This window comes from Pedobacter metabolipauper (assembly GCF_004362715.1).
Lineage (GTDB): Bacteria > Bacteroidota > Bacteroidia > Sphingobacteriales > Sphingobacteriaceae > Pedobacter > Pedobacter metabolipauper.
Map to the genome: position 1 here is coordinate 189,240 of NZ_SNYC01000007.1, position 24,845 is coordinate 214,084.

Annotated in this window: 16 protein-coding genes; 14 read left to right on the top strand and 2 right to left on the bottom strand. The window is 40.6% G+C overall.

What is annotated here, in order from left to right:
• Positions 1-70 precede the first annotated feature (70 nt).
• From ATK78_RS19550 to ATK78_RS19600, 11 genes are all read left to right on the top strand, one after another.
• A complete protein-coding gene (locus tag ATK78_RS19550; protein ID WP_133577817.1) occupies positions 71-478 on the top strand; it encodes a hypothetical protein in 408 nt (135 codons plus the stop codon).
• Positions 479-810: 332 nt separating this feature from the next.
• Positions 811-1,782, top strand: coding sequence for a hypothetical protein (locus tag ATK78_RS22930; RefSeq protein WP_208112405.1), 972 nt, complete (start codon positions 811-813; stop codon positions 1,780-1,782).
• A 62-nt stretch (positions 1,783-1,844) separates the two neighbouring features.
• Positions 1,845-4,682: a TonB-dependent receptor gene (locus tag ATK78_RS19560; RefSeq protein ID WP_133577818.1), complete on the top strand. Its 2,838-nt coding sequence runs from the start codon at positions 1,845-1,847 to the stop codon at positions 4,680-4,682.
• Between the two features lie 110 nt (positions 4,683-4,792).
• Entirely contained in the window at positions 4,793-7,711 is a 2,919-nt protein-coding gene (locus ATK78_RS19565; RefSeq protein ID WP_133577819.1) for a triple tyrosine motif-containing protein, read from the top strand.
• 219 nt (positions 7,712-7,930) lie between these two features.
• Positions 7,931-11,050, top strand: a complete 3,120-nt coding sequence (locus tag ATK78_RS19570; RefSeq protein WP_133577820.1) for a SusC/RagA family TonB-linked outer membrane protein — start codon at positions 7,931-7,933, stop codon at positions 11,048-11,050.
• A 16-nt stretch (positions 11,051-11,066) separates the two neighbouring features.
• Entirely contained in the window at positions 11,067-12,566 is a 1,500-nt protein-coding gene (locus ATK78_RS19575; RefSeq protein ID WP_166664922.1) for a RagB/SusD family nutrient uptake outer membrane protein, read from the top strand.
• Between the two features lie 12 nt (positions 12,567-12,578).
• Positions 12,579-13,985, top strand: coding sequence for a PKD domain-containing protein (locus ATK78_RS19580; RefSeq protein WP_133577822.1), 1,407 nt, complete (start codon positions 12,579-12,581; stop codon positions 13,983-13,985).
• Between the two features lie 89 nt (positions 13,986-14,074).
• Positions 14,075-14,953 carry a glycoside hydrolase family 16 protein gene (locus tag ATK78_RS19585; RefSeq protein WP_243732577.1) on the top strand — a complete coding sequence of 293 codons (879 nt, stop codon included), beginning with the start codon at positions 14,075-14,077 and terminating at the stop codon, positions 14,951-14,953.
• An 89-nt stretch (positions 14,954-15,042) separates the two neighbouring features.
• Complete coding sequence (locus tag ATK78_RS19590; RefSeq protein WP_133577824.1) at positions 15,043-16,473, top strand: glycoside hydrolase family 30 protein; 1,431 nt, start codon at positions 15,043-15,045, stop codon at positions 16,471-16,473.
• Between the two features lies 1 nt (position 16,474).
• Entirely contained in the window at positions 16,475-18,247 is a 1,773-nt protein-coding gene (locus ATK78_RS19595; protein WP_243732578.1) for a cellulase family glycosylhydrolase, read from the top strand.
• A gap of 131 nt (positions 18,248-18,378) precedes the next feature.
• A complete protein-coding gene (locus ATK78_RS19600; RefSeq protein WP_133577825.1) occupies positions 18,379-19,911 on the top strand; it encodes a TlpA family protein disulfide reductase in 1,533 nt (510 codons plus the stop codon).
• A gap of 102 nt (positions 19,912-20,013) precedes the next feature.
• Here the strand turns inward: ATK78_RS19600 and ATK78_RS19605 are convergent, their stop codons facing one another.
• On the bottom strand, positions 20,014-20,343 hold the full coding sequence (locus tag ATK78_RS19605; RefSeq protein WP_133577826.1) for a DUF3276 family protein: 330 nt from the start codon (positions 20,341-20,343) through the stop codon (positions 20,014-20,016).
• Positions 20,344-20,412: 69 nt separating this feature from the next.
• Complete coding sequence (locus ATK78_RS19610; protein WP_133577827.1) at positions 20,413-22,200, bottom strand: ABC transporter ATP-binding protein; 1,788 nt, start codon at positions 22,198-22,200, stop codon at positions 20,413-20,415.
• Between the two features lie 111 nt (positions 22,201-22,311).
• On the opposite strand from ATK78_RS19610, the gene ATK78_RS19615 reads away from it, so the two are divergent.
• Genes ATK78_RS19615 through ATK78_RS19625 form a run of 3 tightly spaced genes read left to right on the top strand, consistent with a single transcriptional unit; the run spans position 22,312 to position 24,843 of the window.
• On the top strand, positions 22,312-23,400 hold the full coding sequence (locus tag ATK78_RS19615; RefSeq protein ID WP_133577828.1) for a Glu/Leu/Phe/Val family dehydrogenase: 1,089 nt from the start codon (positions 22,312-22,314) through the stop codon (positions 23,398-23,400).
• 34 nt (positions 23,401-23,434) lie between these two features.
• A complete protein-coding gene (gene nusB / locus ATK78_RS19620) occupies positions 23,435-24,385 on the top strand; it encodes a transcription antitermination factor NusB (RefSeq protein ID WP_133577829.1) in 951 nt (316 codons plus the stop codon).
• A gap of 5 nt (positions 24,386-24,390) precedes the next feature.
• A complete protein-coding gene (locus tag ATK78_RS19625; protein WP_133577830.1) occupies positions 24,391-24,843 on the top strand; it encodes a DUF1573 domain-containing protein in 453 nt (150 codons plus the stop codon).
• Positions 24,844-24,845: the final 2 nt, after the last annotated feature.

The window sequence follows — 24,845 nt, forward strand, 5'->3', positions numbered from 1 at the left end:
TTAAATAATTGAAACAATCCCAGACCTAAAATCCTTTTCATAGTATTATACATTTATACGACAATATATTATGGACCGACTGATTATAGAATCTACCTTATCTGATGTTAACGAAATCTTTTTATCAAAAACCAATGAGACAGGATCTGCGGAGCTTTCTGTAGTACTGGGTTTTAAAGCGGCAAATACCGATCAGATCCTTCATGCTTTTTCTGCACTTAAAGAAGTTGCCGCAGAGAATGAGGTAGAATTTATGATCTGTAAAACCAGGGTATCGGGAATTTACGATCTGGAAATAAAAACGGATGGTTTAGATGAACCTATACGGATCATGAATAAATCTGTAACCAATGAAGTACTGGGTGCTATAGAAGATGCGATCAATAAAAATGAAGAAATGCTATTGAGTACTAACGTGTCAAAAGACGATTGCTGGATCAGGGTGCATACGGCTCACATTCGGGAATGTGATTTTTAAGAGCAGCTTATTGTAACATTTTTATTGAGCATTTAACTTTTTGCCGGATCAATTCATTTGTTCCGGCATTTTAATGTGAACTAGATTTTAAGTTGACCAATTCCTGTACTTTATATTAAAAAAGTGATCCTTTACTTAGAAACAAGGATTCTAAGTGTTTTTAGTACAATAAGCCAATGGTCATGGACTGATTTTCATGTAACAAATTAAACTATCGAGGTCTAAAAGACTAAAATTTATATTTAATTTCTGCGTTTAAACCTTTTAAAAGTTATTTATTGGCGATTAAACCTAAATCAATAACCCTAGTCATATCCACAAATAAAGCTTAAATGAGCATATTCTCAATTCATATGAAAACAAGATCCTTAAAAAATACCGCGGCTACTTTGATGCTTGCCGGTTTAAGTTTAGCTGTACAAGCCCAGAAAGTTACCGAATTACAAGAGGTTAGCATATTTGCTCCTGCAACTATTAAGATTGATGGAAAAAATATTGAATGGGGCAATTCTGTTTTTGCAGAAAATAAAAGGACCACTATTTCCTACCTGATCAGTAATGATGATAAAAACCTGTATCTGGTTGTTAGATCTACAGATCTGGCGAATAATACTAAGATAATGGCCGGTGGAATTACTTTTTCAGTAAATCCTGATGGTAAGAAAAAAGAGAAAGAAAGCATCACGTTAACCTATCCATTAATTAACCGTGCAAATTTTAGAGGCGGTCAACAAGGCAGACGCCAGGGAATGGGCGGCGGCGGTGGTGGCGGCATTGCAGTTGTAGGAGCCCAAATGGGTGCTGGTGGTGGCGGCGGTGTTCAACAAACACCTAAGCAAAGAGATTCGGCAATGGCCGCTATGCAGAAAACACAATTGGCTTTGGTTAAAGAGATTAAAATTAAAGGATTTAAAGTAACAACAGATACACTGATATCTATCTATAATACTTCTGGTATTAAAGCGGTAGCTAATATTGATAAAGACAATGCCTATTTCTATGAAATGGCCATACCACTTTCAGAGCTGGGATTAACCGTAGAGTCTGCCAAAGAATTTGCCTATAACATCAAGTTAAACGGACTGCAGATGCCTGATTTTGGCGGAGGTGGTGGTGGCGGCGGAGGCGGCTTTGGAGGCGGCGGCGGCGGTGGCGGTGGAAATAGAGGAGGAGGCGGCGGCGGCTTTGGTGGCGGCGGCGGCGGAGGTGGCAATTTTGGCCCAAGAAATTCATCCGGTATAGATTTTCAAGCCCTGTTTAGTCCAACAGATTTTTGGGGTAAGTATACGCTAACTAAGAAATAAACAATACATCTCAACACACACAGACACAACACACACACAAATTAAACCATACAAACTAACGAATGAATTATTTACACCACTTAAAGGGTTTTAAGTTATTAAAGATAGCTTTGTTTCTATTTTTAATAACTTTAAGCTCCTCTGCGCTCTTTGCCCAGGTAAGGCCAGCAACAACACCACCAACGCCTGCACCACCACTTCCAACACGTGAGATCAGTGGTATCATTAAAGACAGTACCGACCTTGCAGTGATTGGTGCAACAGTAAGCCTTACTTCGGATAAGGATACGTTAAAAACCAGTACCAATACAGATGGTGTTTTTGTATTCAAAAATGTAAAATCTGCCACGTATACCATTGTTGTTAAAAGCATCGGCTTTGTGAATTCGCCGGTAATGCGCTTTAAACAAAATGACATGATCCCAAGGATCATTATGGATCCGATTGTTCTTAAAGAAGAGTCAAATACTTTGATCGGTGTAACGATTGAGGGCACACCATCTATCACCTATAAGACAGATACAGTAGAATACAAAGCAAGTGATTACGTGGTTAGGGCAAATTCAACTGTGGATGAATTGCTTAAAAAGATGGAGGGTATGGAAGTTGGAAATGATGGTACACTGGTGCATCAGGGACAGTCTGTTACCCGGGCAAAGGTTAATGGTAAGGAATACCAGGGTGGTGATATCGCTACTGCGATAAAAAATCTTCCTGCAGAAATAGTAGATAAGATCCAAATCGTTGATGATTATGGCGATCAGGCTGCACGTACGGGCATTAAAGATGGTGACCCCACAAAAGTATTGAACATTACTACCCGAACGGATAAATCTGTCGGCAATATGCTGAATTTAAATGCCGGTGTAGGAAGTAATGAAAGGGTAGAGTCTGGTGCCTTTGCAACCCGTATTAATGGAAACCAAACGATAGGTGCCAATGGACGCTATAACAATACTGTGAATGGTGTTGCTGGTTCAGATAACGGTGGCGGTGGTGGAAATGGTGGTGGCGGCAGCGGGAGCGGTGGCACAACCAGTTCTGGAAACGGATCTTTTAGCTATCGTGATCGATTGGGCAAAAAGATAGAGGTCAACTTGAATTACGGATACACTGGAACGGGCGTTAACTCTATAAATAGCACTGAATCGTTAACCAACAGTACTATAGGCTCAACATTTTCAATTCGTGACAGTGAAAGTGATAATCTTTCTAAAAATCATAATTTTAAACTGGAACTTGAATCTGAATTAGACAGTAATAATTTTCTGCGTGTTATTCCAACCATACGGTACACCTCATCAGATGTGTCGTCATTTTCTTCATTGAAGCAAACAGGTTTATTGAACCAGCTTCGTGTTGGTAACAATACGAATGTAAATACAAGACCTGAATTGGGAATTTCGGTTTTCTATCAGCATATTTTTGAGAAGCCAAGAAGGAATTTTAGTTTACAGGCCGACGTAAATAGTAATGACCAAAAGGCAGAACAAGAGCAGGATACAAAAATATTGTACTATGCAGATGGAACAGAAACAATAGTAAAGGACTCTTTAATTAACCGGATCATTGCAAGAAATAACCTTAGGGACAATTATAGAGGTAGCTTAACTTACGTAGAACCGTTGAGCACCAATACCCAAATGGAATTAAATGCTCAGATAAATTACAATGGTTACGATAATACAGCAACAACAAGGAATATCGTAAATGGAGGCCCTTCTTCCGTGATCGATTCATTGAGTAATATTTATAATTACTCCTTTACACAGGCACGTATTGCGTTGAACTTTAGATATGGATTAAGCAATACTTCTAAATTCAGGTTCTCTGCTGGTATGACAGCCGTTCCCGCAGTACTTTCCGGAACTAAAGCCAGTCTGGGTACCAGTACAGACCGCAAAAGTTTTAATCTGATCCCGATTGCGCGTTTTGATTATTTATGGTCAAGACAACATCGTTTCTCCATTAATTATTCCGGTAATGCAGTTGAACCAACATTTGATCAGATCCAACCCGTAAGAGACGTTACCAACCCTCAGAATCCAATAATCGGTAATCCGGATTTGAAAGCTACGTTCGCACACACCATTAGGGCTGATTATAACAACTACATCGCAAATTCAAAGTTAAACTATACCGTAAACATAACCTCATCTGTAACAGAGAACGCAGTAATCCGGAATAATGTAGAGGTCAGAGATTTTAGTGTACCCAATGATACAGTTTACATTACTGAAACCCGCTATTTAAACATGAATGGTGTATATCGGGTAGGAGGTAACTATTCGATCAGTAAACAGATTAACAATAGAAAATATAACCTGTCATTTAGTGGCTCTGCAACATTTGATCACCGTATATCGATGAGTAATAATGAGAAGAACTTAAATACTGTTCAGACTTTTATTGAACGTTTCGGTCCGCGGATCAATCCAACAGAATGGTTTGAGATCAATCCGAATGTTTCTTATAACTATACCAAATCAACAAACACCATTGAGCGCTTTATTGATAACGAAACCAACACGCTGGCACTGAATCTGGACGGAAGAATGTATTTCTGGAATACCTATCTGTTTGGTTATAGTGCAAGTAAAAATTATGTAAGGGGAATAAGCTCTAATGTTAATAACAATCCTTTGGTAGTGAACGTCTATTTTGAAAAAGAGTTGTTTAACCGTAGAGGAAAAGTTACCGTACAGGCTTTCGATTTATTCAACCAAAACAACTTTGTAAACCGGAACAATAGTGACGATGGTGGTTACACGGATACGAAATCAAATGCATTGAGCAGATATTTCATGGTTCGTTTAAGCATGCGTTTACAAAAATGGACCGGTGCACAAGGCCGTAACGGAAGAGACATCAGACGCAGAGGTGATGGTAGCTTTATGTAGAACAAAATAACGCAGTATTCCTTAATAGATCAATTTTGTTCGGGAGATTGTAATTAAATCCGTATTTTGGTGAACTAACCAAATACGGATTTTTTATTTTGCAGCTTTTTATGAGCAAGTCCCTAATCATCATTCTGCTTTTATGCGCTTTTACCCATTCAAGAAGCCTTAGTCAGATCGCTACACCCCAGATACTTAACTACACCAATGACAATTATAAGGCAGGGATCCAGAACTGGGATCTGGCGCAGGACCGTAACGGAATTCTGTATTTTGCAAATAACGAAGGGCTGCTCACTTTTAACGGAAGATTTTGGAACCTGATCAGGCTCCCTAACTTAACCTGTGTAAGATCTGTTGAGATTGACCATAAGAACAGGATCTTTGTAGGCGGTCAGGATGAGGCAGGGTATTATTTCCCCGAAGAGAACGGGATCTTAAAATACCATTCCATCATTCCGCTGGTACCGGAGAAGTACCGTAAATTTGCCGATGTATGGAATGTATCCATCCTGGAAGATGCCGTTGTTTTTAGAACCACAAACGTGATCCTCTATTACAAAGATGGTGTAGTGAAAGCTTACCCGCCAGATGTTTCCTGGGAATTTGCAGGCAAGGGCAACAATAAATTGTTTGCCCATTCCAAAGGAAAAGGACTAATGATCTTTGATGATGGCGCCTGGATGCCTTATTGCAATGATCCGGTATTAAACCGGTCTGCAGTTACCTCCATGATGGAGTATAATAAGGATACACTGCTGGTATCTACCTTAAAGAACGGGTTATTCTTAATGGTCAATGGTCAGCTTATCCCAAAAAAGACAAGCTTTGATCAGACTTTTTATAACGACAGGATTTACGCAGCAAGTAAAATAGATACGGATAAATACGTGATAGGAACTACTTCCGGGGGGATCATGGTTATCAACAAGAATGGCAGGCTAATTCAAAAATATACCTATAAAGACGGGCTTCAAAACAATAACGTAAGAGGCATTATCACCGATAAGAATAAAAACCTATGGCTGGCCCTTGATGATGGGATAGATTATATCGCGATCAACAGCGCGGTTAAAAACATCTTTCCAGATAAAAATAAACAGGTAACCAGCTACGCAATCAGAAGCTTTAACCAGACGCTTTATATTGGAACTTCCAATGGCTTATATGCTACACCTATTGAACCCGGCATTAAAGACCTTAGCCTTTCTAAGGGATCCTTTTCTGAAGTTCCAAATTCAAAGGGGCAGGTCTGGAACCTGGATGAAATCAATAATAAACTTTTAATGGCGCATGAAGACGGCTTCTTTATCGTTGAAAACAATAAGGCCAAACAAATCTATGCGGTTCCCGGTACCTGGTTGTTTGAACCGGTATCTGATGTTTTTCCATCAAACCATATCATTGCGGGTACCTACCTTGGTTTACAAAAGATCAGTTATGCCAATGGGAATTTTACCAATGGCGGAAAGATTGAAGGGCGGCGGGAAGAATCGCTGCGGTTTATTGCGTTCGATTCCAGCAACCACATCTGGGCATCACATCCTTATCATGGGGTTTATAAAATGGAACTGTCTGCAGACTATCGTAAAATTAAAAAATATACGTTGTTTACAGACCGTGAAGGATTGCCTTCCCATCTTTATAATTATGTATTTAAAATAAAGAACAGGGTAGTTGTGGCCACTGAAGATGGTGTTTATGAATATGATGAAGCCAAACGCAGGTTTAAGCCATTTCAACTACTTTATAGTGCACTTAAAGGTTTAAGTCTGCAGTACCTTAAAGAAGACAATTTAGGAAATGTATGGTTTGTATCCGATAAAAAAGTTGGAATACTGGACTTTAGCCAGCCTTCGAAAAAGCAGCCTTTCTCCGTCCACTATTTTCCGCAGCTGGATGGTAAAGTGGTTGGGGGCTTTGAATCGGTCTATTTTTTAAACCCTGAAAACATATTCATCGGTGCAAATAAAGGCGCTTACCATGTAAATTATAGCAAATACCTGCAGAATATATCCAAGCCCACCATATTAATTGGCAGCGTTAAGCTTTTCGGTAAAAAAGACAGTGTAATTTTTGGCGGGTACTTTATGAAAGGAGACGGCCTTACCGAAGCTCAGGACCTTTCTAAGATCATGAAATTATCCAATGGATACAGCTCGCTCCATTTTGAATACTCATCCACCTTATTTGAGCATCAAACCAATATTGAATTCAGCTACCAGCTCATTGGCTTTGATAAAAGCTGGTCGCCCTGGAACCAAAAAAGCGAAAAAGACTACACCAATCTTCCTGCTGGTAAATATACCTTCAATGTAAAGGCCAGGAACAGCTTCAGCAATGAATCTGAGATCACATCGTATACCTTTGAGATACTTCCTGCCTGGTACCAAACGATTTGGATGTACCTGTTGTATATCATTATCCTGGCCATTATTATTCATGTGTCTTTTAAATGGCAAAAAGAGAAACATACCATTGCGCAGGCCAGGTTAAGTTATCTGCATCAGCTGGAGCTGGACAGGTCAGAGAAGGAGATTGTAAGGCTGGAATACGAAAAATTAGAGGCCGATGTAAATTATAAGAACAGGGAATTGTCTAACATGACAATGCACCTGGTTCAAAGAGGTAAGGTATTGGCAAGGATCAAGGAGGTGATCTCAACCATCATTAAGAACCATGACATCAATGACAGCTCACCAAGCTTCAGGCATTTGATCCGGTTGATCCGGGATGTGGAGAAAAGTGACCAGGACTGGGATAATTTCTCGATGCATTTTAATACGGTAAATACAGATTTCTTCAATACACTTAAAGACCAGTTTCCGGATCTGACCCCAAATGAACTCAAGCTGAGCGCCTATCTTAAAATGAATCTCTCCACTAAGGAAATTGCCCAGCTAATGAATATAACCATTAAAGCAGTAGAAATAGGACGGTACCGGTTAAGAAAGAAACTGCATTTATCTCCAGAAACCAACTTGTACGATTTCCTGATAAAAGTATCAAGAAATACAAAACAGGTATAAAAATATAACCTTTTGATTATTAATAATTTAATTATCTGCTGTAGTGGTGTTGTAGGGCTTATTTAGCCTGAATAACTAATTTATTAGCCCGATTGTAGTGGCTGTGTAGGGGGGCATATTTATACAATCTATCGTGCCCTGCTATAGCTTTGACCTTAGCTGCAACCGCCAGGGAGCAGTTAATTAACCAAATATTTAACCAAATATAAATCTTAGTGTATGAAAAGAAGTATTACGCTTATTTTCTTTGTTTACTGTTTACTAATAGCACCTTTTGTCGCCCAGGCACAGGAAGTAACAGTAACAGGCAGAGTAACGGACAAGGCTGAAGGAAAACCTTTACCCGGTGTTACCGTAACCTTGCAGGGAACAACCCGGGCAACAATGACAAACGCTTCCGGAGTCTTTAGTATTTCAGTGCCAGCAGGTTCAAAACTTGAATTTAAAATGCTGGGAATGAAACCACAAACCGTTACCATAACAGGTAACACAGCCAATGTAACTTTAGAAGAAGATCAAACGGACCTGACCGAAGTGGTCGTAATTGGTTACGGTACTCAAAAGAAGAGTGTGGTAACCGGTGCGATTTCCAGTGTTAAGGCCTCAGATCTGGAAAACATGCCAGTTACCCGTATCGAGCAATCCTTGCAGGGTAGAACAGCTGGTTTAACCATTACCGGTGCTTCCGGTCAGCCAGGTTCGGGCGCTACGTTACGTATCAGGGGTACAACAACCATTGGTAACAGCGACGCCCTTTACATTGTTGACGGGGTTCAGGTAGACGGTGGTATAGATTATCTGAACCAATCGGATATTGAATCCATCGAAGTGCTTAAAGATGCAGCATCTGCATCCATCTACGGTGCACGTGGTGGTAATGGAGTAGTACTGGTCACTACAAAAAAGGGAAAAGATACAGATGGCAGGGTACGGGTTAACTACAATGGATTTGTAGGCACCCAGGCTCCTGACCACAGGCTTGACCTGTTAAATGCAACGCAGTATGCCATTCTTTACAATGAGGCTGCGGTAGCAGGTTCAACCGCTGCAGATCCAACAACCGCCATCCGCTTTGCAAACCCTTCGTCTTTAGGCGTGGGTACAGACTGGCAGAAAGAGGTATTTAACAACAGTGCCTTATGGCATAATCAGGAATTGAGTTTTCAGGGCGGAACAGCCAGGTCTACTTATTTCAGCTCTTTCGGTTATTTAGACCAGGAAGGTATTGTTGCCAGCAAAAATTCCAGATACAAAAGATTTACCGCACGGTTCAACTCACAGCATAAAATAACCAATGCCATTACTTTTGGTAATAACATCGGTTATACACGGATCAATAATGTCGGCGTAGCAACAAATGATGAATACGGATCGCCATTGGTTCGTGCCATCAACATGGATCCGATCACGCCGGCTGTGGAAACGGATCCGGCTAAATACAATGCACCTCCATATACTACCTTCCCGGTGGTTAGGAACAGTGCTGGCCTGCCATATGGAATTTCTCCTTATGCACAGTCAGAAATATTAAACCCGCTTGCAGCACTTGCTGTTGCACAGGGAAATAGCTGGTCTGATAAGATCGTAGGAAATGTATTCATAGAAGTTGAACCTATAAAAGGTTTAAAACTGAGATCATCAGGTGGTGTGGACCTGGCTTTCTGGGGCGACCAGAATTTCAGACCGGTTTATTATTTATCACCTACATCTGAATCGAAATTAAATGCCTATACCCGTAACTCCAATCGTGGCTTATTCTGGAACTTAGAGAATACGGCAACCTACACAAAAACCATTGGCAGCCATAACTTCCAGGTTCTTGCCGGTATATCTGCACAAAAGAACCGCGGAGAAACCCAGGGCGGAGTTAAAGAAGGCCTTCCGGTAAATACGCTCAAAGAAGCCTCACTTCAGTTCCCGGTAGCACGTACCAATACTGATTTTTATGGCGGAGAGTATTTAAGTACACTGAACTCTCTATTTGGTCGTTTAACTTATGATTATCAGGAGAAGTACCTGTTTACAGGGATCATTCGCCGTGACGGTTCTTCCCGTTTCGGACCAAACAATAAATATGGTTATTTCCCGTCTGCATCATTGGGATGGGTAGCCTCTAAAGAAGAATTTTTCCCGGAGAACAAAGTTGTTTCGCTGTTGAAATTCAGAGGATCTTATGGGGTAACGGGTAATGACCGGATCGGTGATTTCAGATACCTGCCAACAGTGAGCGGAGGCAGAAACTATAGTGTGGGTACCGGACTGGTTCCTGTACTGGTAAATGGAGTGAGTCCGAATGCGTTGGCAAATCCTGACCTGCAGTGGGAAGAGACCTCTTCAACAAATATTGGTGTAGACGCCATATTGTTTGGTGGCCTTACTTTTACTGCAGACTGGTTTACGAAAAAAACTACAGAGATGCTGCTTGATGTTCAGGTGCCATTGTATGTAGGTAACAATGGACCGGTTGGTAACATTGCTACATTAACCAACAAAGGTTTAGAATTTGAACTTGGCTATAGCAGAACAATTGGTGAGTTTAATTTTAAAGCCAACGGTAATGCCACCTTCATTAAAAACAACATTGAGTTTCTTGGAGATGATAAAGAGTTCTTAAACGGAGCAAGGATCACGCCTCAGGGTTTGGAGATTACACGTACTGCTGTTGGACACGCAATCGGTTCATTTTATGGATACCGTTCTGAAGGTCTGTTCCAGAATGCCGCAGATGTTGCCAACTATAAAAATGCTGCAGGAACACCTATCCAGCCGAACGCAAAACCAGGAGATATCCGCTTTGCAGATATCAATGGTGATGGAAGCATCAGCGATGCCGACAGGGAGTTTTTGGGTGATCCAACGCCAGATTTTAGTTATGGTTTAACCTTATCTGCCGCCTGGAAAAGTTTAGACTTCCTTGTATTCGGACAAGGTGTTGCCGGAAACCAGATCTTTAACGGTTTACGTCGTTTTGACTTGCCTTCTTCAAACTTTACCACCGCTGCACTGGGCCGGTGGACCGGTGAAGGATCAACAAATACATTTCCAAGATTGACCACTGCCGATAATAATCAAAACTTTAGCAGGGTATCAAAAATGTTTATTGAAAAAGGAGATTATTTTAGAATAAAAACCATTCAGCTAGGTTATACGCTCCCAAATGCAACCAGCAAGAAAGCAGGTGTAGACAAGGTTAGGCTTTATATAATGGCAAATAACCTGTTAACATTTACAAAATACAGCGGTTACGACCCGGAAATTGGTGGTGGCAGCTACGGTATTGACCGGGGTTATTATCCTCAGGCAAGAAGTTTCTTTGTGGGTTTAAATGTTGGCTTCTAATCTAATACGTAAGATCATGAAATTTAAGAATATAAAATATACCATCGCTGTTTTAGCGATCATGCAGGTCACAGTTTCCTGTAAAAAAGATTTTTTGGAATTAACGCCAAGAGGTACGGCCCTGGAAGGCAATTTTTATAAAACAGAAGAAGAAGTTTATCAGGGTTTAATTGCGGCTTATGATGTAATGCAATGGGGAACATCCGGCGGTTATACCATGAAGATGCCTTTGCTTACTGCAGCATCTGATGATTCTTATGCCGGAGGGAGCAGTCCTTCAGATCAGCCTAACTGGGTGGCATATGATAACTTTAAAATGGATTCCAGGTTAGGGCCACAGGTTGGTCTATGGTCTAAAAGCTATACTGGCATTAACAGGGCCAATTTATTGCTAAGCAAGATGGAAGGCAATACGGCACTAAGTGCGGCTTTTAAAGACCGTGTTACCGCCGAAGCTAAATTTATCCGTGCTTATTTCTATTTTGATCTTGTTCGCTTGTTTGGCCGTGTTCCATTGATCACTAAGGTTTTACCTACCAGTGAGTTGTATACACAGCAGCAATCTGCTCCTGCAGAGATCTATGCACAAATAGAAAAAGATCTGAAAGAAGCCTATCCGGCTCTTCCGGCTCCGGTTGCCGCTGCCGAAAAAGGAAGGGTTTCTCAGGGAGCTGCGAAGGCACTGCTTGGAAAAGTACTTTTATATACCAATGACAATGCAAAAATTGCCGAAGCAGCAACGCTTTTAAGAGAGGTAAACTCCAATTATGGATATGCATTACTGGGTAGCTTTGCGGCCATTTTTGATCCAAATAACAAGTTTAGCTCAGAATCGATCCTTGAAATTCCACACTCAAATAATGCAGCCTGGGGAGACTGGGGTTGGGTTAATGGTGGTGAAGGTAATGTTGCCCCTCAATATGTAGGAGCAGACAGCTATAAAGGACCGGTTTATTCCAATGGATGGGGTTTTTGCCCGATTACCGAAAGCCTGGTTGATTTCATGAAAAATGATCCGCGTTTTCAGTATACCATCATTGATGGTAAAGCATTGAAAGCGGAAGGGGCAACCTATACGGCAAGGTACCAGAATACGGATTATTTCATTAAGAAATATGCCCCGGTAGCTGCAGTAAGGGCAACCAGTGGTACTGCTGAACTGAACTGGCCGATCAATGAAATAGAGATCCGTTTGGCTGATACGTACTTAATGGAAGCAGAAGCTTTAGTGAGATCCGGAGGAGATGTAACCCGCGCCAAGACCATGCTAGACCTGGTTAGAGGAAGGATGAATCTGGGAAGCGTAGCACCTACACTGGATAATATTTACAACGAACGCCGTATGGAACTGGCCACAGAAGGCCACCGTTTCTTTGATCTGGTACGTACCAACAGAGCTGTAGCGGTGCTTGGCCCGGTAGGCTATACAGCGAATAGAAGTGAATATCTGCCCATTCCACAAGGTGAGATTGATATCACTAAAAACGCAATTAAACAAAATCCTGGTTATAATTAATCATTTCAGCATATGAAAACTAACAATATTTTTATAAAATCATTCCCTTACCTGTTAATGGGTTTAATTTTAATAACGGGGGCCTGTAAAAGAACAGAATTTCCGGATGAAGGGATGGCTGCACCCGTAGCTGCCGACGTGAAGTTCTCCGCTACTCCTAAAAGTGCCAATGCAAACATCATCGACTTTAAAAATGAGTCGGAAGGATTTAAAGCAATCTGGGACCTTGGTAACGGTGCATCTGGTGAGGGAAGTACCATCTCAGGGTCTTATCCTGAAGCGGGTACTTATACCGTGAAACTAACCATCTTTACCAAAGGCGGATATGCAACAACAACAAAACAAGTGATCATTGCACAAACCAATACATCCATGCTGACTGGTCCGGATTACGACCTGCTTACTGGTGGTGCGGTGAGTGCAGCAGGTAAAACCTGGGTAGTAGATAAAGAAAAGTCAGGCCATTTGGGCGTAGGTCCCATCGGTTCCGGAAGCGCAGAATGGTACAATGCTGACCCGAATGAAAAGGCAACTGCGGGTTTCTACGATGACGAGATGACCTTTAATACCAATGGGTTAAAATACACGTATAAAAACAATGGTACTACATTTGTAAACGGGGCCAATGGTGCAGGTTTGGGCGGAACTGTTCAGGCTAATGACTTTACGGTCAACTTTACGCCGCCAACAAATATGACCTGGAACTTTTCGCAAACCGGTTCTCAGCGCTTTATCAATATCTCAAATAACGGATTCCTGGCCTATTATACCGGAGTTTCTAAGTTTGAAATTATTACGCTGACTGAAAATGAACTGTATGTGAAATTTGCAGACCGGGCAAATGCTGGTAATGCCTGGTGGGTTCGCATGGTTCCAAAAGGATATGTTCATCCGGTAATTCCTGTAGAACCTAAACCATTAAGAGCAGCGAGCTTAAATGATGATTTTGATGCAAATGGTAATGTAACCTGGCTTGCAGAAAATATCAACTATAAAAGAGCTTACGATAACCCGGCACCAGTACCAATCAATGCATCAGCTAAAGTAGGTTTTTATGCCAAAATGGATGGAGACAACTTCCAGTATGGTAACCTGCAGACCACATTGAACCACCGCTTTGACCTGACTACAAAAAATAAGATCAAACTGAAAGTGTTTATTCCCGGCTATAATGACTTTACCAAAGTAAATCCTAAAGTCGCCATTAAGCTGCAGAATTCACTATTAGGCGGTAACTCATGGACTACCCAGAGGGAAGTTGCCCATGTTATTACTGAATTTAATAAATGGATAGAACTCGAATTTGACTTCTCTGCATTTGCTGCCGACGATGTTTACGATAAGATCGTGGTTCAGCTGGGCGGAGAGGGACATCCATTCCCTGGAATATTCTACATTGATGATTTTGAATTTAAATAACACGATAACGTGTACAGGTTGGAATAATCCCGGCATAGCCCGGGGTTTCCAATCTGTACACTTATTTTTCCTATCTTAAACAGCCGCATATGCCTTTATTAAAAAAAACAGTCATGTTAACATTCTTTACAGCCCCAATAGCGCTCCTGCTTTCATTAACTTCCTGCTCTGGTGGCGGTGAAGGAGATCCGATCATCACTCCGCCAAAACCGGTAGAGCAGGTTGATAAAAACTGGAAGTTTGAATCTACAGCAACCTGGAGTGATGAATTTGATTATGACGGATTGCCGGCAACTGCAAAATGGGATTACGATCTAGGCGGCAGCGGATGGGGAAACAATGAAAAACAAAATTACACCAACAGCATTGCGAATGGAAGTGTAGGGAATGGAATGCTGACCATTACGGCTAAAAAAGAAAGTAGCGGAAGCATGGCTTACTCTTCTGCAAGATTGGTTACCCGCAACAAGATGGATGTGCTTTACGGCAGAATTGAAGTAAAGGCCAAGCTGCCTTCGGGTAAAGGAACGTGGCCAGCCATATGGATGCTGCCAACAGACCGTGCTTATGGCGACTGGCCTAAATCTGGTGAGATTGATATTATGGAGCATGTAGGTTATGATCAGGATAACGTTCATTTTACTACCCATTCAGAAGCCTATTATTTTAAAATAAATACACAAAAGTCAAGTACCAAGAAAATTGCAGGGGTAAGTACTGCTTTTCACACGTACCGTGTAGACTGGACCCCTTATGCCATTCGGGGATACTTTGACGGTGAAAAGGTGTTTGAATTTGTAAATGAAGGAAAGACCTATAAAGAGTGGCCATTTGATAAAAGGTTTCACCTGCTGCTGAATGTAGCAGTTGGCGGAGATTGGGGTGGTGCACAGGGTATTGACGACACCATATTCCCTCAGAAGATGGAAATCGATTATGTCCGTTATTTCAAAATGATCGATCAGTAAGTAAAATTTTAATGCATGGATTTGATTAACAAGGGTTTATTTCCTTGTGTTGGATTGATATGCCTTTTAAGTTCTAAAACAACACACACATGAAAGCATTCTTCTTACCGGTATTCATTTTGTATGCGTCCTTTTCTTATGCCCAGCAGGAAAAAGCAAGAACAGGAACCGTTTATACCACCGCTGAAAAAACGGCATTGCGCATCTCAGAAAATGGAAAATTAACTTTTAAACCATTAAAACAGCCTGTTGAAACTCAGGTATGCATTTTCGTTGATCCTTCTAAAACCTTTCAGTCGGTTACAGGGATCGGTGGTTCAATTACCGATGCCGTGGCAGAAACCTTTGCAAAGCTTCCTAAAGCTTCGCAGGATGAATGGCTAACTGCCTATTATGATAAACGTAAAGGTATTGGCTACTCATTAGCCAGAACGACGATCCATAGCAGCGATTTTTCCAGTGGAAGTTATACTTACGTACAAGATCATGATGCTGATCTGAAAACATTTAATCTTGCTCACGATGAGGTAAACCGCATCCCTTTAATTAAAAAAGCGATTGCTTCTGCCGGAGGCAAACTTCCTTTGTATGTGAGTCCGTGGAGTCCGCCGGCCTGGATGAAAACCAATAGCAGTATGCTGCAAGGCGGAAAGCTTAAGCCAGAATTCAGGCAGAACTGGGCCAATTACTATGTTAAATTTATTAAGGCGTATGAAGCTAAAGGAATCCCGGTATGGGGCCTTACCGTGCAAAATGAACCGATGGCAACCCAAACCTGGGAGTCCTGCATTTATACAGCCGAAGAGGAGCGGGATTTTATTAAAGAATACCTTGGGCCAACCTTAAAGAAAAATGGACTGTCAGATAAAAAACTAATTGCCTGGGACCATAACAGGGATCAGATCTTTCAGCGTGCGAATACTTTATTGAGCGATCCTGAAGCTGCAAAATACATTTGGGGTATTGGTTTTCATTGGTATGAAACCTGGACAGGAAGTGATATGCTGTTTGATAATGTGAAACTGGTACACGAAACTTTTCCGGATAAGCAGCTTGTTTTTACAGAAGGATGTGTAGAAAAATTTAACCTGGACAGTGTAGCGAACTGGTCGCTTGGAGAACGGTATGGATATTCCATGATCAACGACTTCAGATCGGGCGTTACTGCGTGGACAGACTGGAATATGCTGCTAGATGAAAAGGGCGGGCCTAACCACGTCGGTAATTTTTGTTTTGCACCGATCCATGCCGATACGAGAACAGGTAAGCTGATCTATACCAATTCTTATTATTACCTGGGACATTTTTCTAAGTTCGTTAGCCCGGGTGCTAAAAGGATAGCAAGCTCGGCTAACCGGGATAAATTGCTAACTACAGCTTTTATCAACCTGGATGGTAAAGTGGTTGTCATCGTAATGAACAAATCAAAAGACACCATTCCTTATTATTTATGGATAAATGGGAACGCTGCCGAGACAACCAGCTTGCCACATTCTATTTCCACCCTAATAATTGAATAAAATGATGCGGATATATCAAATAATTAGTCTTGCTGTAATTTGCATCGCTTTTAGCCTGTCTGCAATTTCCCCCGCTTCTGCCCAGGGATTTTTAAAGGCTGATGGAAAAAGAATTGTAAATGAAAAAAGAGAGAATGTATTGCTTAGGGCCATGGGACTTGGCGGCTGGATGCTGCAGGAAGGGTATATGCTGGGCATTGATGGCCACGGGCAGCAGCACTTGATCCGTAAACGGATTGAAGAACTGATTGGAAAAGAACAAACACAGATCTTTTATAATAAATGGCTGGCCAATCATACCACCAAGGCTGATGTAGATGCGATGAGATCATGGGGATTTAATTCAATCCGGTTGCCCATGCATTATAACCTGTATACCCTGCCCATAGAGGAAGAACCGGTAGCCGGACAAAATACCTGGCTTGAAAAAGGTTTTGCAATGACAGACAGCCTGCTTTCCTGGTGTAAAAGCAATGGGATGTATCTGATTCTGGATCTACATGGTGCACCAGGCGGACAAGGAAATGATTTTAACATTTCAGACCGTGATCCTGCCAAGCCATCCTTGTGGGACAGTGAAGCCAATAAGAACAAAACCATTGCACTATGGCACAAACTGGCTGAGAAGTACGCCAATGAGCCATGGATAGGTGGATATGACATCATCAATGAGCCCAACTGGGGATTTGAAAACAGGGAAACGGATCAGCATGGCCTGCAGGAGAAAAAGAACGAACCACTGCGAAAGCTAATGATTGATATTACCAAAGCCATCAGATCGGTTGATCAAAAACACCTGGTTATTATTGAGGGTAATGGCTGGGGCAACAACTACAACGGTATTTTTCCACTATGGGACGATAACCTCGTATTGAGTTATCATAAGTACTGGGCATTTAATGACCAGGGATCTGCACAAGGAATGCTGGATGCCAGAGATAAATATAATGTTCCGGTTTGGTTGGGAGAAACCGGTGAAAATTCAAACGTTTGGTTTACCGAAGCCATTCGGTTATTTGAAAAGAATAACATTGGCTGGGCATGGTGGCCATTAAAAAAATTAGGACACAATAACCCATTGCAGGTACGCTCTAATCCGGATTATGATGCCCTGAAGGAATACTGGAATGGTAAGGGTGCGAAGCCGGCTTCGGCTAAGGCACTCAAAGGATTAATGAAACTGGCCGATGATTTGAAAATAGCCAATACTATTGTTCACCGCGATGTAATTGATGCCATGTTCCGTCAGCCCTTTTCTATAGAGACCAAACCATTTACAACCCATTCAGTCAAAGATAAGACGGTTATTCAGGCGGTTGACTATGACTTAGGAATCCTTGGGCAAGCTTACTTTGATACGGATACCGCAGATTATCACGTGTCTACCAACAAAACGACCATTGGGAACCGTGGCCGTATCTATAGAAATGATGGCGTAGATATTCAAAAGCATGCTGCTCCTTTAAGCGGTTATTATATCAGCGATATCGAAACAGGCGAATGGCTTCAGTATACGGTTGATCTTGCAAAACCTGGTAAGTATGCGCTTAAATTTAACGTAGCATCAGAAAATAATAAAGGGAAGTTGACATTCCTGGTCAACGGAAAACCAGTGATTAAAGACATGGCCATTGCCAATACAGGAAGTTGGGATAAATTTGAAACGGTAACACTTAAAAATATAAACCTTGCTGCAGGCAAGCATCAATTCAGGGTGCTCGCCGCGGAAGGAGGGTTTAACATCAGCAGTATCGCGTTTGAAAAACTTCCATAATCAGAAATTGCTTTTCAGGGAAATATAATTATATGCTAATATCCATTAAATAACTTGTTTGAAGTATTTAATTGTGAAATTTTTATCACATATTACACTAATAATTAAATCCTTTTAAATTATAGTTTCGTATGATTAAGTTAGCTCCTATTCTGCTTTTAATAGCATTATTTACATTAGCCAATAACCTGGCAACAGCTCAGGAACAAAAAGGAATTCTGGTAAAAGGTCATGTTGATTACCAGGCAAGCAAAACTTTGCGTATTAAATCGGGTAATGAATTAGAATGGATATCCAGCAAAGTTTCCTTAAGTAAATCGGGTGACTTTCGGTTTTATATCCCTAAAAGATCTTCTACAGAGTACTTGTCAATAAATGATGGCAAAGGAGTTGAAGTCGGTTTATATACTAATTTTTCAGACTCAGTAGAGTTGAGCTGGTCAGATAAAGATCCATTTGGTACATTAAAGATTAAACTAAATGACACCCCCGAGCCACAATTTGTAAAATGGCTGGGAAGTATGAACCAACTTAGAGGTCCTAAAAAAGCCGCCCTCGATAGTTGTAAATCGTTAGCAGATTATTGTACAAGATTATGGCATTTTCAGGATCAGGAAATTGCACTGCTAAAGGGCGCTTTATCTAAAAAAGAAAGTTGGTTTTACGATAAATATGCTACCGATATATTTTATAAAAATATGGATTTGCTCATCAGTTCGCCTTTTTATAAAGATCTGAATTTTTCTTCTCCAACAGGTTCATTTGTCTTTCCGGGTATTGCTTTAAAGAGCCGTCAGTTTGATAAGGAAGTAGATTCGGTTTACCAGTTCAGAAAGATAAAATACCCACAGGTTGATACCCTAACTTCATACAAAATGGCAAGTTCTCAAGCTGAAAATAAATTTAAATCAAGATATTGTGTTATTGATCCAATTGCGTTTAAAAGCAGCCATAGTTATAGAATATTTATAAAAGAGTACTTTCAGAAAATTATGCTTGAAGTATACTACCGCAAGTTAAGTAATGATATCATTTTTAATGTTTCCGCATATTCAGACCTCATGAAGCATTTAATAAGTGATCCGGCTATTCATAACTGGTTAGTAGCATCTCAGGTTGAGAGTAAAATAACCACTAGCCAATTTAGGAAACCAGGGGAGTTTCTGGAAGATTTGAAGTCTGTAAACGATTCTTTGTTAAAAAGTGAACTAAACTTTTATTTGGCGTCAATGAAAAAGTATACACCTGGGACGCCAGCTCCTGATTTTATATTTGTTAATGAAAAGAATCAAAAAGTATCCCTTTCTTCTTATAAAGGTAAATATGTGTATGTGAATTTTTGGGATTCAGGATGTGGCCCATGTATTGATGATATTATGAGAAACAGTAAAGATGTTTCTGGAAAGTATGCTGGAAGAGATGTTGTATTCCTATATATTTCTCTGGATAGAGAAAGTACAGGCTGGAAAAAGACTTTAAAACGGGTTAACCCTATTGGAATAAATGGAAGAATTGAAATTGGTTGGGCAGGAAAACCAGTTATAGATTACTCGATCAATGCTGTGCCGCGTCATCTGATTATTGATCCTGATGGAAATTTAATAGATGACCATGCTGACGATCTGTATTCTTTAAAAGGCGCAGATCCATTTAAAAGCAAATAATTTAATCCTGGTTGATGAATCGCATTGTTTATTAAAAGAAACCAGATTACATAAAAAAAGAGAATACTGACGGTATTCTCTTTTTTTATTGGTTATATATTTTTAGAATGAAAAATCGTCGTTTTGGATTCTGGTTGGGGCACCTTCTTGATTTTCAGAGTATTCGTAGCGTTTTTCTACAACTTCCTGATGGTTTTTAATGTATTCAACTGTTTCAGTCAAACCCTCAGTAAACTTTTCAAAGTCTTCTTTGTATAAGAAGATCTTGTGTTTTACAAAGACTCCATCGTCAAGTCTTTTCTTGCTTTCTGTTAAGGTTAGGTAATAGTCACCTGATCTAGTTGCTTTTACGTCAAAAAAATAAGTTCTTTTACCTGCTCTTACTTTCTTAGAAAATACCTCTTCTCTCTCTTTGTTTTCAAATTCTCCCATGGTTCTTGTGGCTCTTGGTTTTGGCTTTGGTAAATATAAAGCAATAATTATTAAACTTCAAAATAGAAATTAAACAGATTGTTCTTCTTCCAGCAATTGATTTTGGTACATTTCAGCGTATATTCCTGCTGCTTTCAATAATTCATGGTGTGTGCCCTGCTCCACGATCCTGCCATCATCAAGAACAAGGATTTTATCTGCATTTTTAATTGTTGAGATCCGGTGAGCAATGAGGATACTGGTTTTGCCGTTCATTACCCGGCCAAGATTATTGAGGATCTCCTCTTCGGTACGGGTATCAACCGCAGAAAGGCAATCGTCAAAAATAAGGATCTTAGGCTCTTTGATCAATGCCCGGGCTATAGAAACCCGTTGTTTCTGTCCGCCAGACAAGGTAATGCCCCGTTCTCCAAGCATGGTTTCAAACTTATATTCAAAATCAATGATGTTTTGATAAACTGCAGCATTCCTGGATGCCGTTTCTACCTCCTGATCGGTAACGGTATCCAGCCCAAACGCAATATTGTTCTTAATGGAATCAGAGAAAAGAAACACTTCCTGAGGCACAAAGCCAATCTGGTTCCGGTAGTTTTGTAAATTCAGCTCTTTTAAGACCTTCTCGTCAATTGTAATCTGTCCGGAGTCGCAATCATACATGCGCATGATTAAATTAGCCAGGGTAGACTTTCCGGAGCCCGTGCGGCCGATGATTGCTACAAATTGTCCGGCCTCAATTTCGAAGCTTACTTCTTTCAGCGCTTTAATTCCGGTGTCCGGATAGGTAAAGCTAACCTGATTGAAACTGATCCTTCCCTTAATTTCAGGGGTTTCCAGATTTGAGGACGAGATATCTGGCTGCAGCTCTAAAAATTCATTGATTCTTTTTTGAGAAGCCGATGCACGCTGAATGAGAGTAGTTACCCACCCAAGCATGGATACCGGAAAAGTAAGCTGATTTACATACACAATAAACTCAGCAATATTACCAGGTGTGATGGAGCCGCTGATTACTTGTCCGCCACCAACATAAATGGTCAGTATGGTGCTTAAACCAACCAACAGCAGCATGGTAGGAAAGAAAAGCGCCTGCACCTTAACCAGGCTTAGCGCGTTGTCTTTATATCCCTGACTTTCCCTGGCAAAAATTTCTTTGGTATGCCCTTCACGAACATATGATTTAATAACCCGGATGCCAGAAAACCTTTCCTGTACAAAAGATGACAGTTTGGAAAGCTGCTCCTGGATCTGTTCACTCTTTTCATTGATCATCGTGTTTACGAAATAGATGATCACCACCAATACGGGGAGCGGCAGCAAGCAGAACACCGCCAGCTTTACGTTTACGCTGAACATGGCATAAATAACCAGTACAAATAAAACGGCTGTATTGATCGCGTACATAATGGCAGGGCCTACATACATTCTGATCCGGTTCACATCTTCTGTTGCCCGGTTCATTAAATCGCCGGTATTGTTTCTGCGGTAAAAACCCAGACTGAGTTTCTGATAATGCGCATAGATCTCATTTTTCATATCGTACTCGATATGCCTGGACATCAGGATAATGGTTTGGCGCATAAAGAACAGGAATAATCCCCTCAGCAGATAAAGGAACAAGACCAATGTACCGAAGTACAACAAGCTGTAGCTAAAGATCCGGTAGATGATTTCTCTGCGTTCAAAGCCATCAAATAGACCATAAACCTGGATATTATCGGTAATTAAATTGAACGCATGACCAATTACCTGGGCAGGTATTACCCCGAAAATATTGGATATGATCACAAAGAAAATCCCTGGAATAATCCACCATTTATATTTATAGAAATATTTATTTAAAAACCGCAGATGTTTCATGAGCAGGTAAAGTTAACCAAATGAAGATAATTTTTTTAAAGACTTTGGTTAAAACAATGTAAATAATGTTTTTTTAACTAGTTTTGCGAGATATCCCGTTAACAAAATTCTATGTCTGCTAATAGCGCTGTTGTGAATTCCGTGTTAGATCAAATTGGGGCCTCAGGGCATAAGAAAGTTGTTTATTGCAACGATCCCGATACTGGTTTAAGAGCAATTATTGCCATTCACGATACCACATTGGGGCCGGCATTAGGCGGTACACGCATGTGGAGCTATGCATCAGAAGGCGAAGCTCTGGAAGATGTACTCCGCTTATCACGTGGAATGACCTACAAAGCAGCAATTACCGGACTAAATCTTGGCGGTGGAAATGCCGTAATCATTGGCGATTCGAGGAAAGATAAAACAGAATCCATGATGCGCAGCTATGGCAGGTTCATCAAAAATTTAAATGGTGAGTTTATCACCGCAGAAGATGTTGGTACTACAACCCGCGATATGGAATATATCGGTATGGAAACGCAGCATGTTACCGGTGTTCCTGAATCTATAGGTGGGGCAGGAGATCCTGCACCGCATACGGCTAAGGGGGTATACTTAGGGATAAAAGCTTGTGTTAAAGAAGTTTTTGGTACCGATATGCTGGCTGGCCGTTCAGTTGTTGTGCAGGGTATTGGCCGTGTTGGTGAACACTTAATAGAATTATTGAGGGCAGAGAACGTAGAAGTTTACATCAGCGACATCGATGAAGAGCGTGTGCAGCACATTGCACGCACTTATAAAGCCAAACCCATTGCTGCTGATAAAATATTCGGATTAAATGCAGATATTTACGCGCCGTGTGCATTGGGAGCAACCGTAAATGAAAAGACCATTCAAAAAATGAACTTTGCAATTATTGCAGGTTCTGCAAATAACCAGCTTGCAGATGAGCAGGCACATGGAAAGTTATTGCTGGATAAGGGTATTTTGTTTGCGCCGGATTACCTGATCAATGCAGGTGGATTGATCAGCTGTTATTCTGAACTTACCGGTTATGGAAAGAAAAGGACCATTCAGCTTACAGAAAATATATATAATGCCACACGTGATGTGATTAAAATGTCTAAGAAGGATAATATTCCAACCATCTGGGCTGCAAATCGGATCGCTGAACAACGAATCATTGACATTAAAAAAATAAAATCATCATTTTAAATAAACAGGTAATTTACCACTCGTTCTTACATTCATGTTAAACAGAAGGCACTTAAGAATTAAAGCTCTGCAAAATATTTTTGCTTGGCACATGACAGACAAAAGAGATTTGACTTCCTCAAAGAAGGCACTCATGGAAAGTATTGACAATGTATATGAAATGTACATTTGGATGCTTTCTCTATTGGTTGAAGTCACAGAATACACCGGGATCGATGCAACCGAAAGGGCTAATAAGCATTTGCCAACAGCAGAGGATCTAAATCCTAACCTCAAACTGCTTAATAACAAATTTGCGGTAGTACTTAAGCAAAATCCTGAGTTCATCTCTGCGGTTCACAAATACAGGATCAACTGGATGTCTGATCCGGAATTTGTGAAAACAATCTTTAACACGTTAAAGGTTACACCAGAATACATCGCCTACCTGGCTGATGAAGATAATAGCCTGGAAGAGTCTAAGAACATCATTAAATATGTTTTTAGAAAGGTTATTCTTAAAAGCCATAACATTATCCAGGTATTTGAAGACAAATTTATCAACTGGTCTGTTGATAAAGAAGTGATGCAGGGAATGGTGGCCAAAACACTTAAAAATTTCACTTCAGAAGATCCGTTAAGAAATAAACTTACCCCAATAAGCCCGGACTGGGATGAGGATAGCAAATTTGTACAGGACCTTTTTATCTACACCCTTAAAAACGATAAGGAATACCAGGGATATATTGCTGAGCGTACCAAAAACTGGGAGTCTGAGCGTATTGCATTAATGGATACCATTTTAATGAAAATGGCCATTTGTGAACTCTTAAACTTCCCATCCATACCGGTTAAAGTTACCATCAATGAATACCTGGACCTTTCAAAAGATTACAGCACACCGAAAAGTAATTCATTTATTAACGGTATCCTGGACAAGATCATGGGCGATCTTAAAAGAACAAAAAGCATCACAAAAATTGGTCGCGGACTTATAGAAGAATAACAATTATGAAACGAATCCTCTTAATGGTACTGGTTGCTGCTACATTTGCATCATGCCAGCAGAAAAAAACAGAAAACGCGTCTGCATTAACATCAGACACGGCCTTAAATCAACCGGCAGCACAATCTTCTGTTCCCGCAACAGATGCACCGGTAATTGTATTTGAGAAAACGAGTTATGATTTTGGTAAAATAGCACGTGGAGAGAAAGTTTATTACAGCTATAAATTTACCAATACCGGTAAAAGCCCTTTAATCATTACAAACGCTGAAGCAACTTGTGGCTGTACCATTCCTGAAATTCCTAAAGAACCAATTAAACCAGGTGCACAGGGTGAGATCAAAGTGGTATTTGATAGCACCAGCAAAATGGGTTTACAGGATAAAGTGGTTACCATCACTTCTAATGCTGCAGAACCGATGACGCAGGTACACTTAACCGGAGAGGTTACAGAATAATA

Bases quoted from the DNA above. Each gene is read 5' to 3' on its own strand.
- ATK78_RS19565 (WP_133577819.1), top strand. From the start codon at position 4,793: ATGAGCAAGTCCCTAATCATCATTCTGCTTTTATGCGCTTTTACCCAT.
- ATK78_RS19610 (WP_133577827.1), bottom strand. From the start codon at position 22,200: ATGAAACATCTGCGGTTTTTAAATAAATATTTCTATAAATATAAATGG.
- nusB (WP_133577829.1), top strand. From the start codon at position 23,435: ATGTTAAACAGAAGGCACTTAAGAATTAAAGCTCTGCAAAATATTTTT.
- ATK78_RS19600 (WP_133577825.1), top strand. From the start codon at position 18,379: ATGATTAAGTTAGCTCCTATTCTGCTTTTAATAGCATTATTTACATTA.
- ATK78_RS19605 (WP_133577826.1), bottom strand. From the start codon at position 20,343: ATGGGAGAATTTGAAAACAAAGAGAGAGAAGAGGTATTTTCTAAGAAA.
- ATK78_RS19580 (WP_133577822.1), top strand. From the start codon at position 12,579: ATGAAAACTAACAATATTTTTATAAAATCATTCCCTTACCTGTTAATG.
- ATK78_RS19570 (WP_133577820.1), top strand. From the start codon at position 7,931: ATGAAAAGAAGTATTACGCTTATTTTCTTTGTTTACTGTTTACTAATA.
- ATK78_RS22930 (WP_208112405.1), top strand. From the start codon at position 811: ATGAGCATATTCTCAATTCATATGAAAACAAGATCCTTAAAAAATACC.
- ATK78_RS19585 (WP_243732577.1), top strand. From the start codon at position 14,075: ATGCCTTTATTAAAAAAAACAGTCATGTTAACATTCTTTACAGCCCCA.
- ATK78_RS19560 (WP_133577818.1), top strand. From the start codon at position 1,845: ATGAATTATTTACACCACTTAAAGGGTTTTAAGTTATTAAAGATAGCT.
- ATK78_RS19625 (WP_133577830.1), top strand. From the start codon at position 24,391: ATGAAACGAATCCTCTTAATGGTACTGGTTGCTGCTACATTTGCATCA.
- ATK78_RS19590 (WP_133577824.1), top strand. From the start codon at position 15,043: ATGAAAGCATTCTTCTTACCGGTATTCATTTTGTATGCGTCCTTTTCT.
- ATK78_RS19615 (WP_133577828.1), top strand. From the start codon at position 22,312: ATGTCTGCTAATAGCGCTGTTGTGAATTCCGTGTTAGATCAAATTGGG.
- ATK78_RS19595 (WP_243732578.1), top strand. From the start codon at position 16,475: ATGATGCGGATATATCAAATAATTAGTCTTGCTGTAATTTGCATCGCT.
- ATK78_RS19575 (WP_166664922.1), top strand. From the start codon at position 11,067: ATGAAATTTAAGAATATAAAATATACCATCGCTGTTTTAGCGATCATG.
- ATK78_RS19550 (WP_133577817.1), top strand. From the start codon at position 71: ATGGACCGACTGATTATAGAATCTACCTTATCTGATGTTAACGAAATC.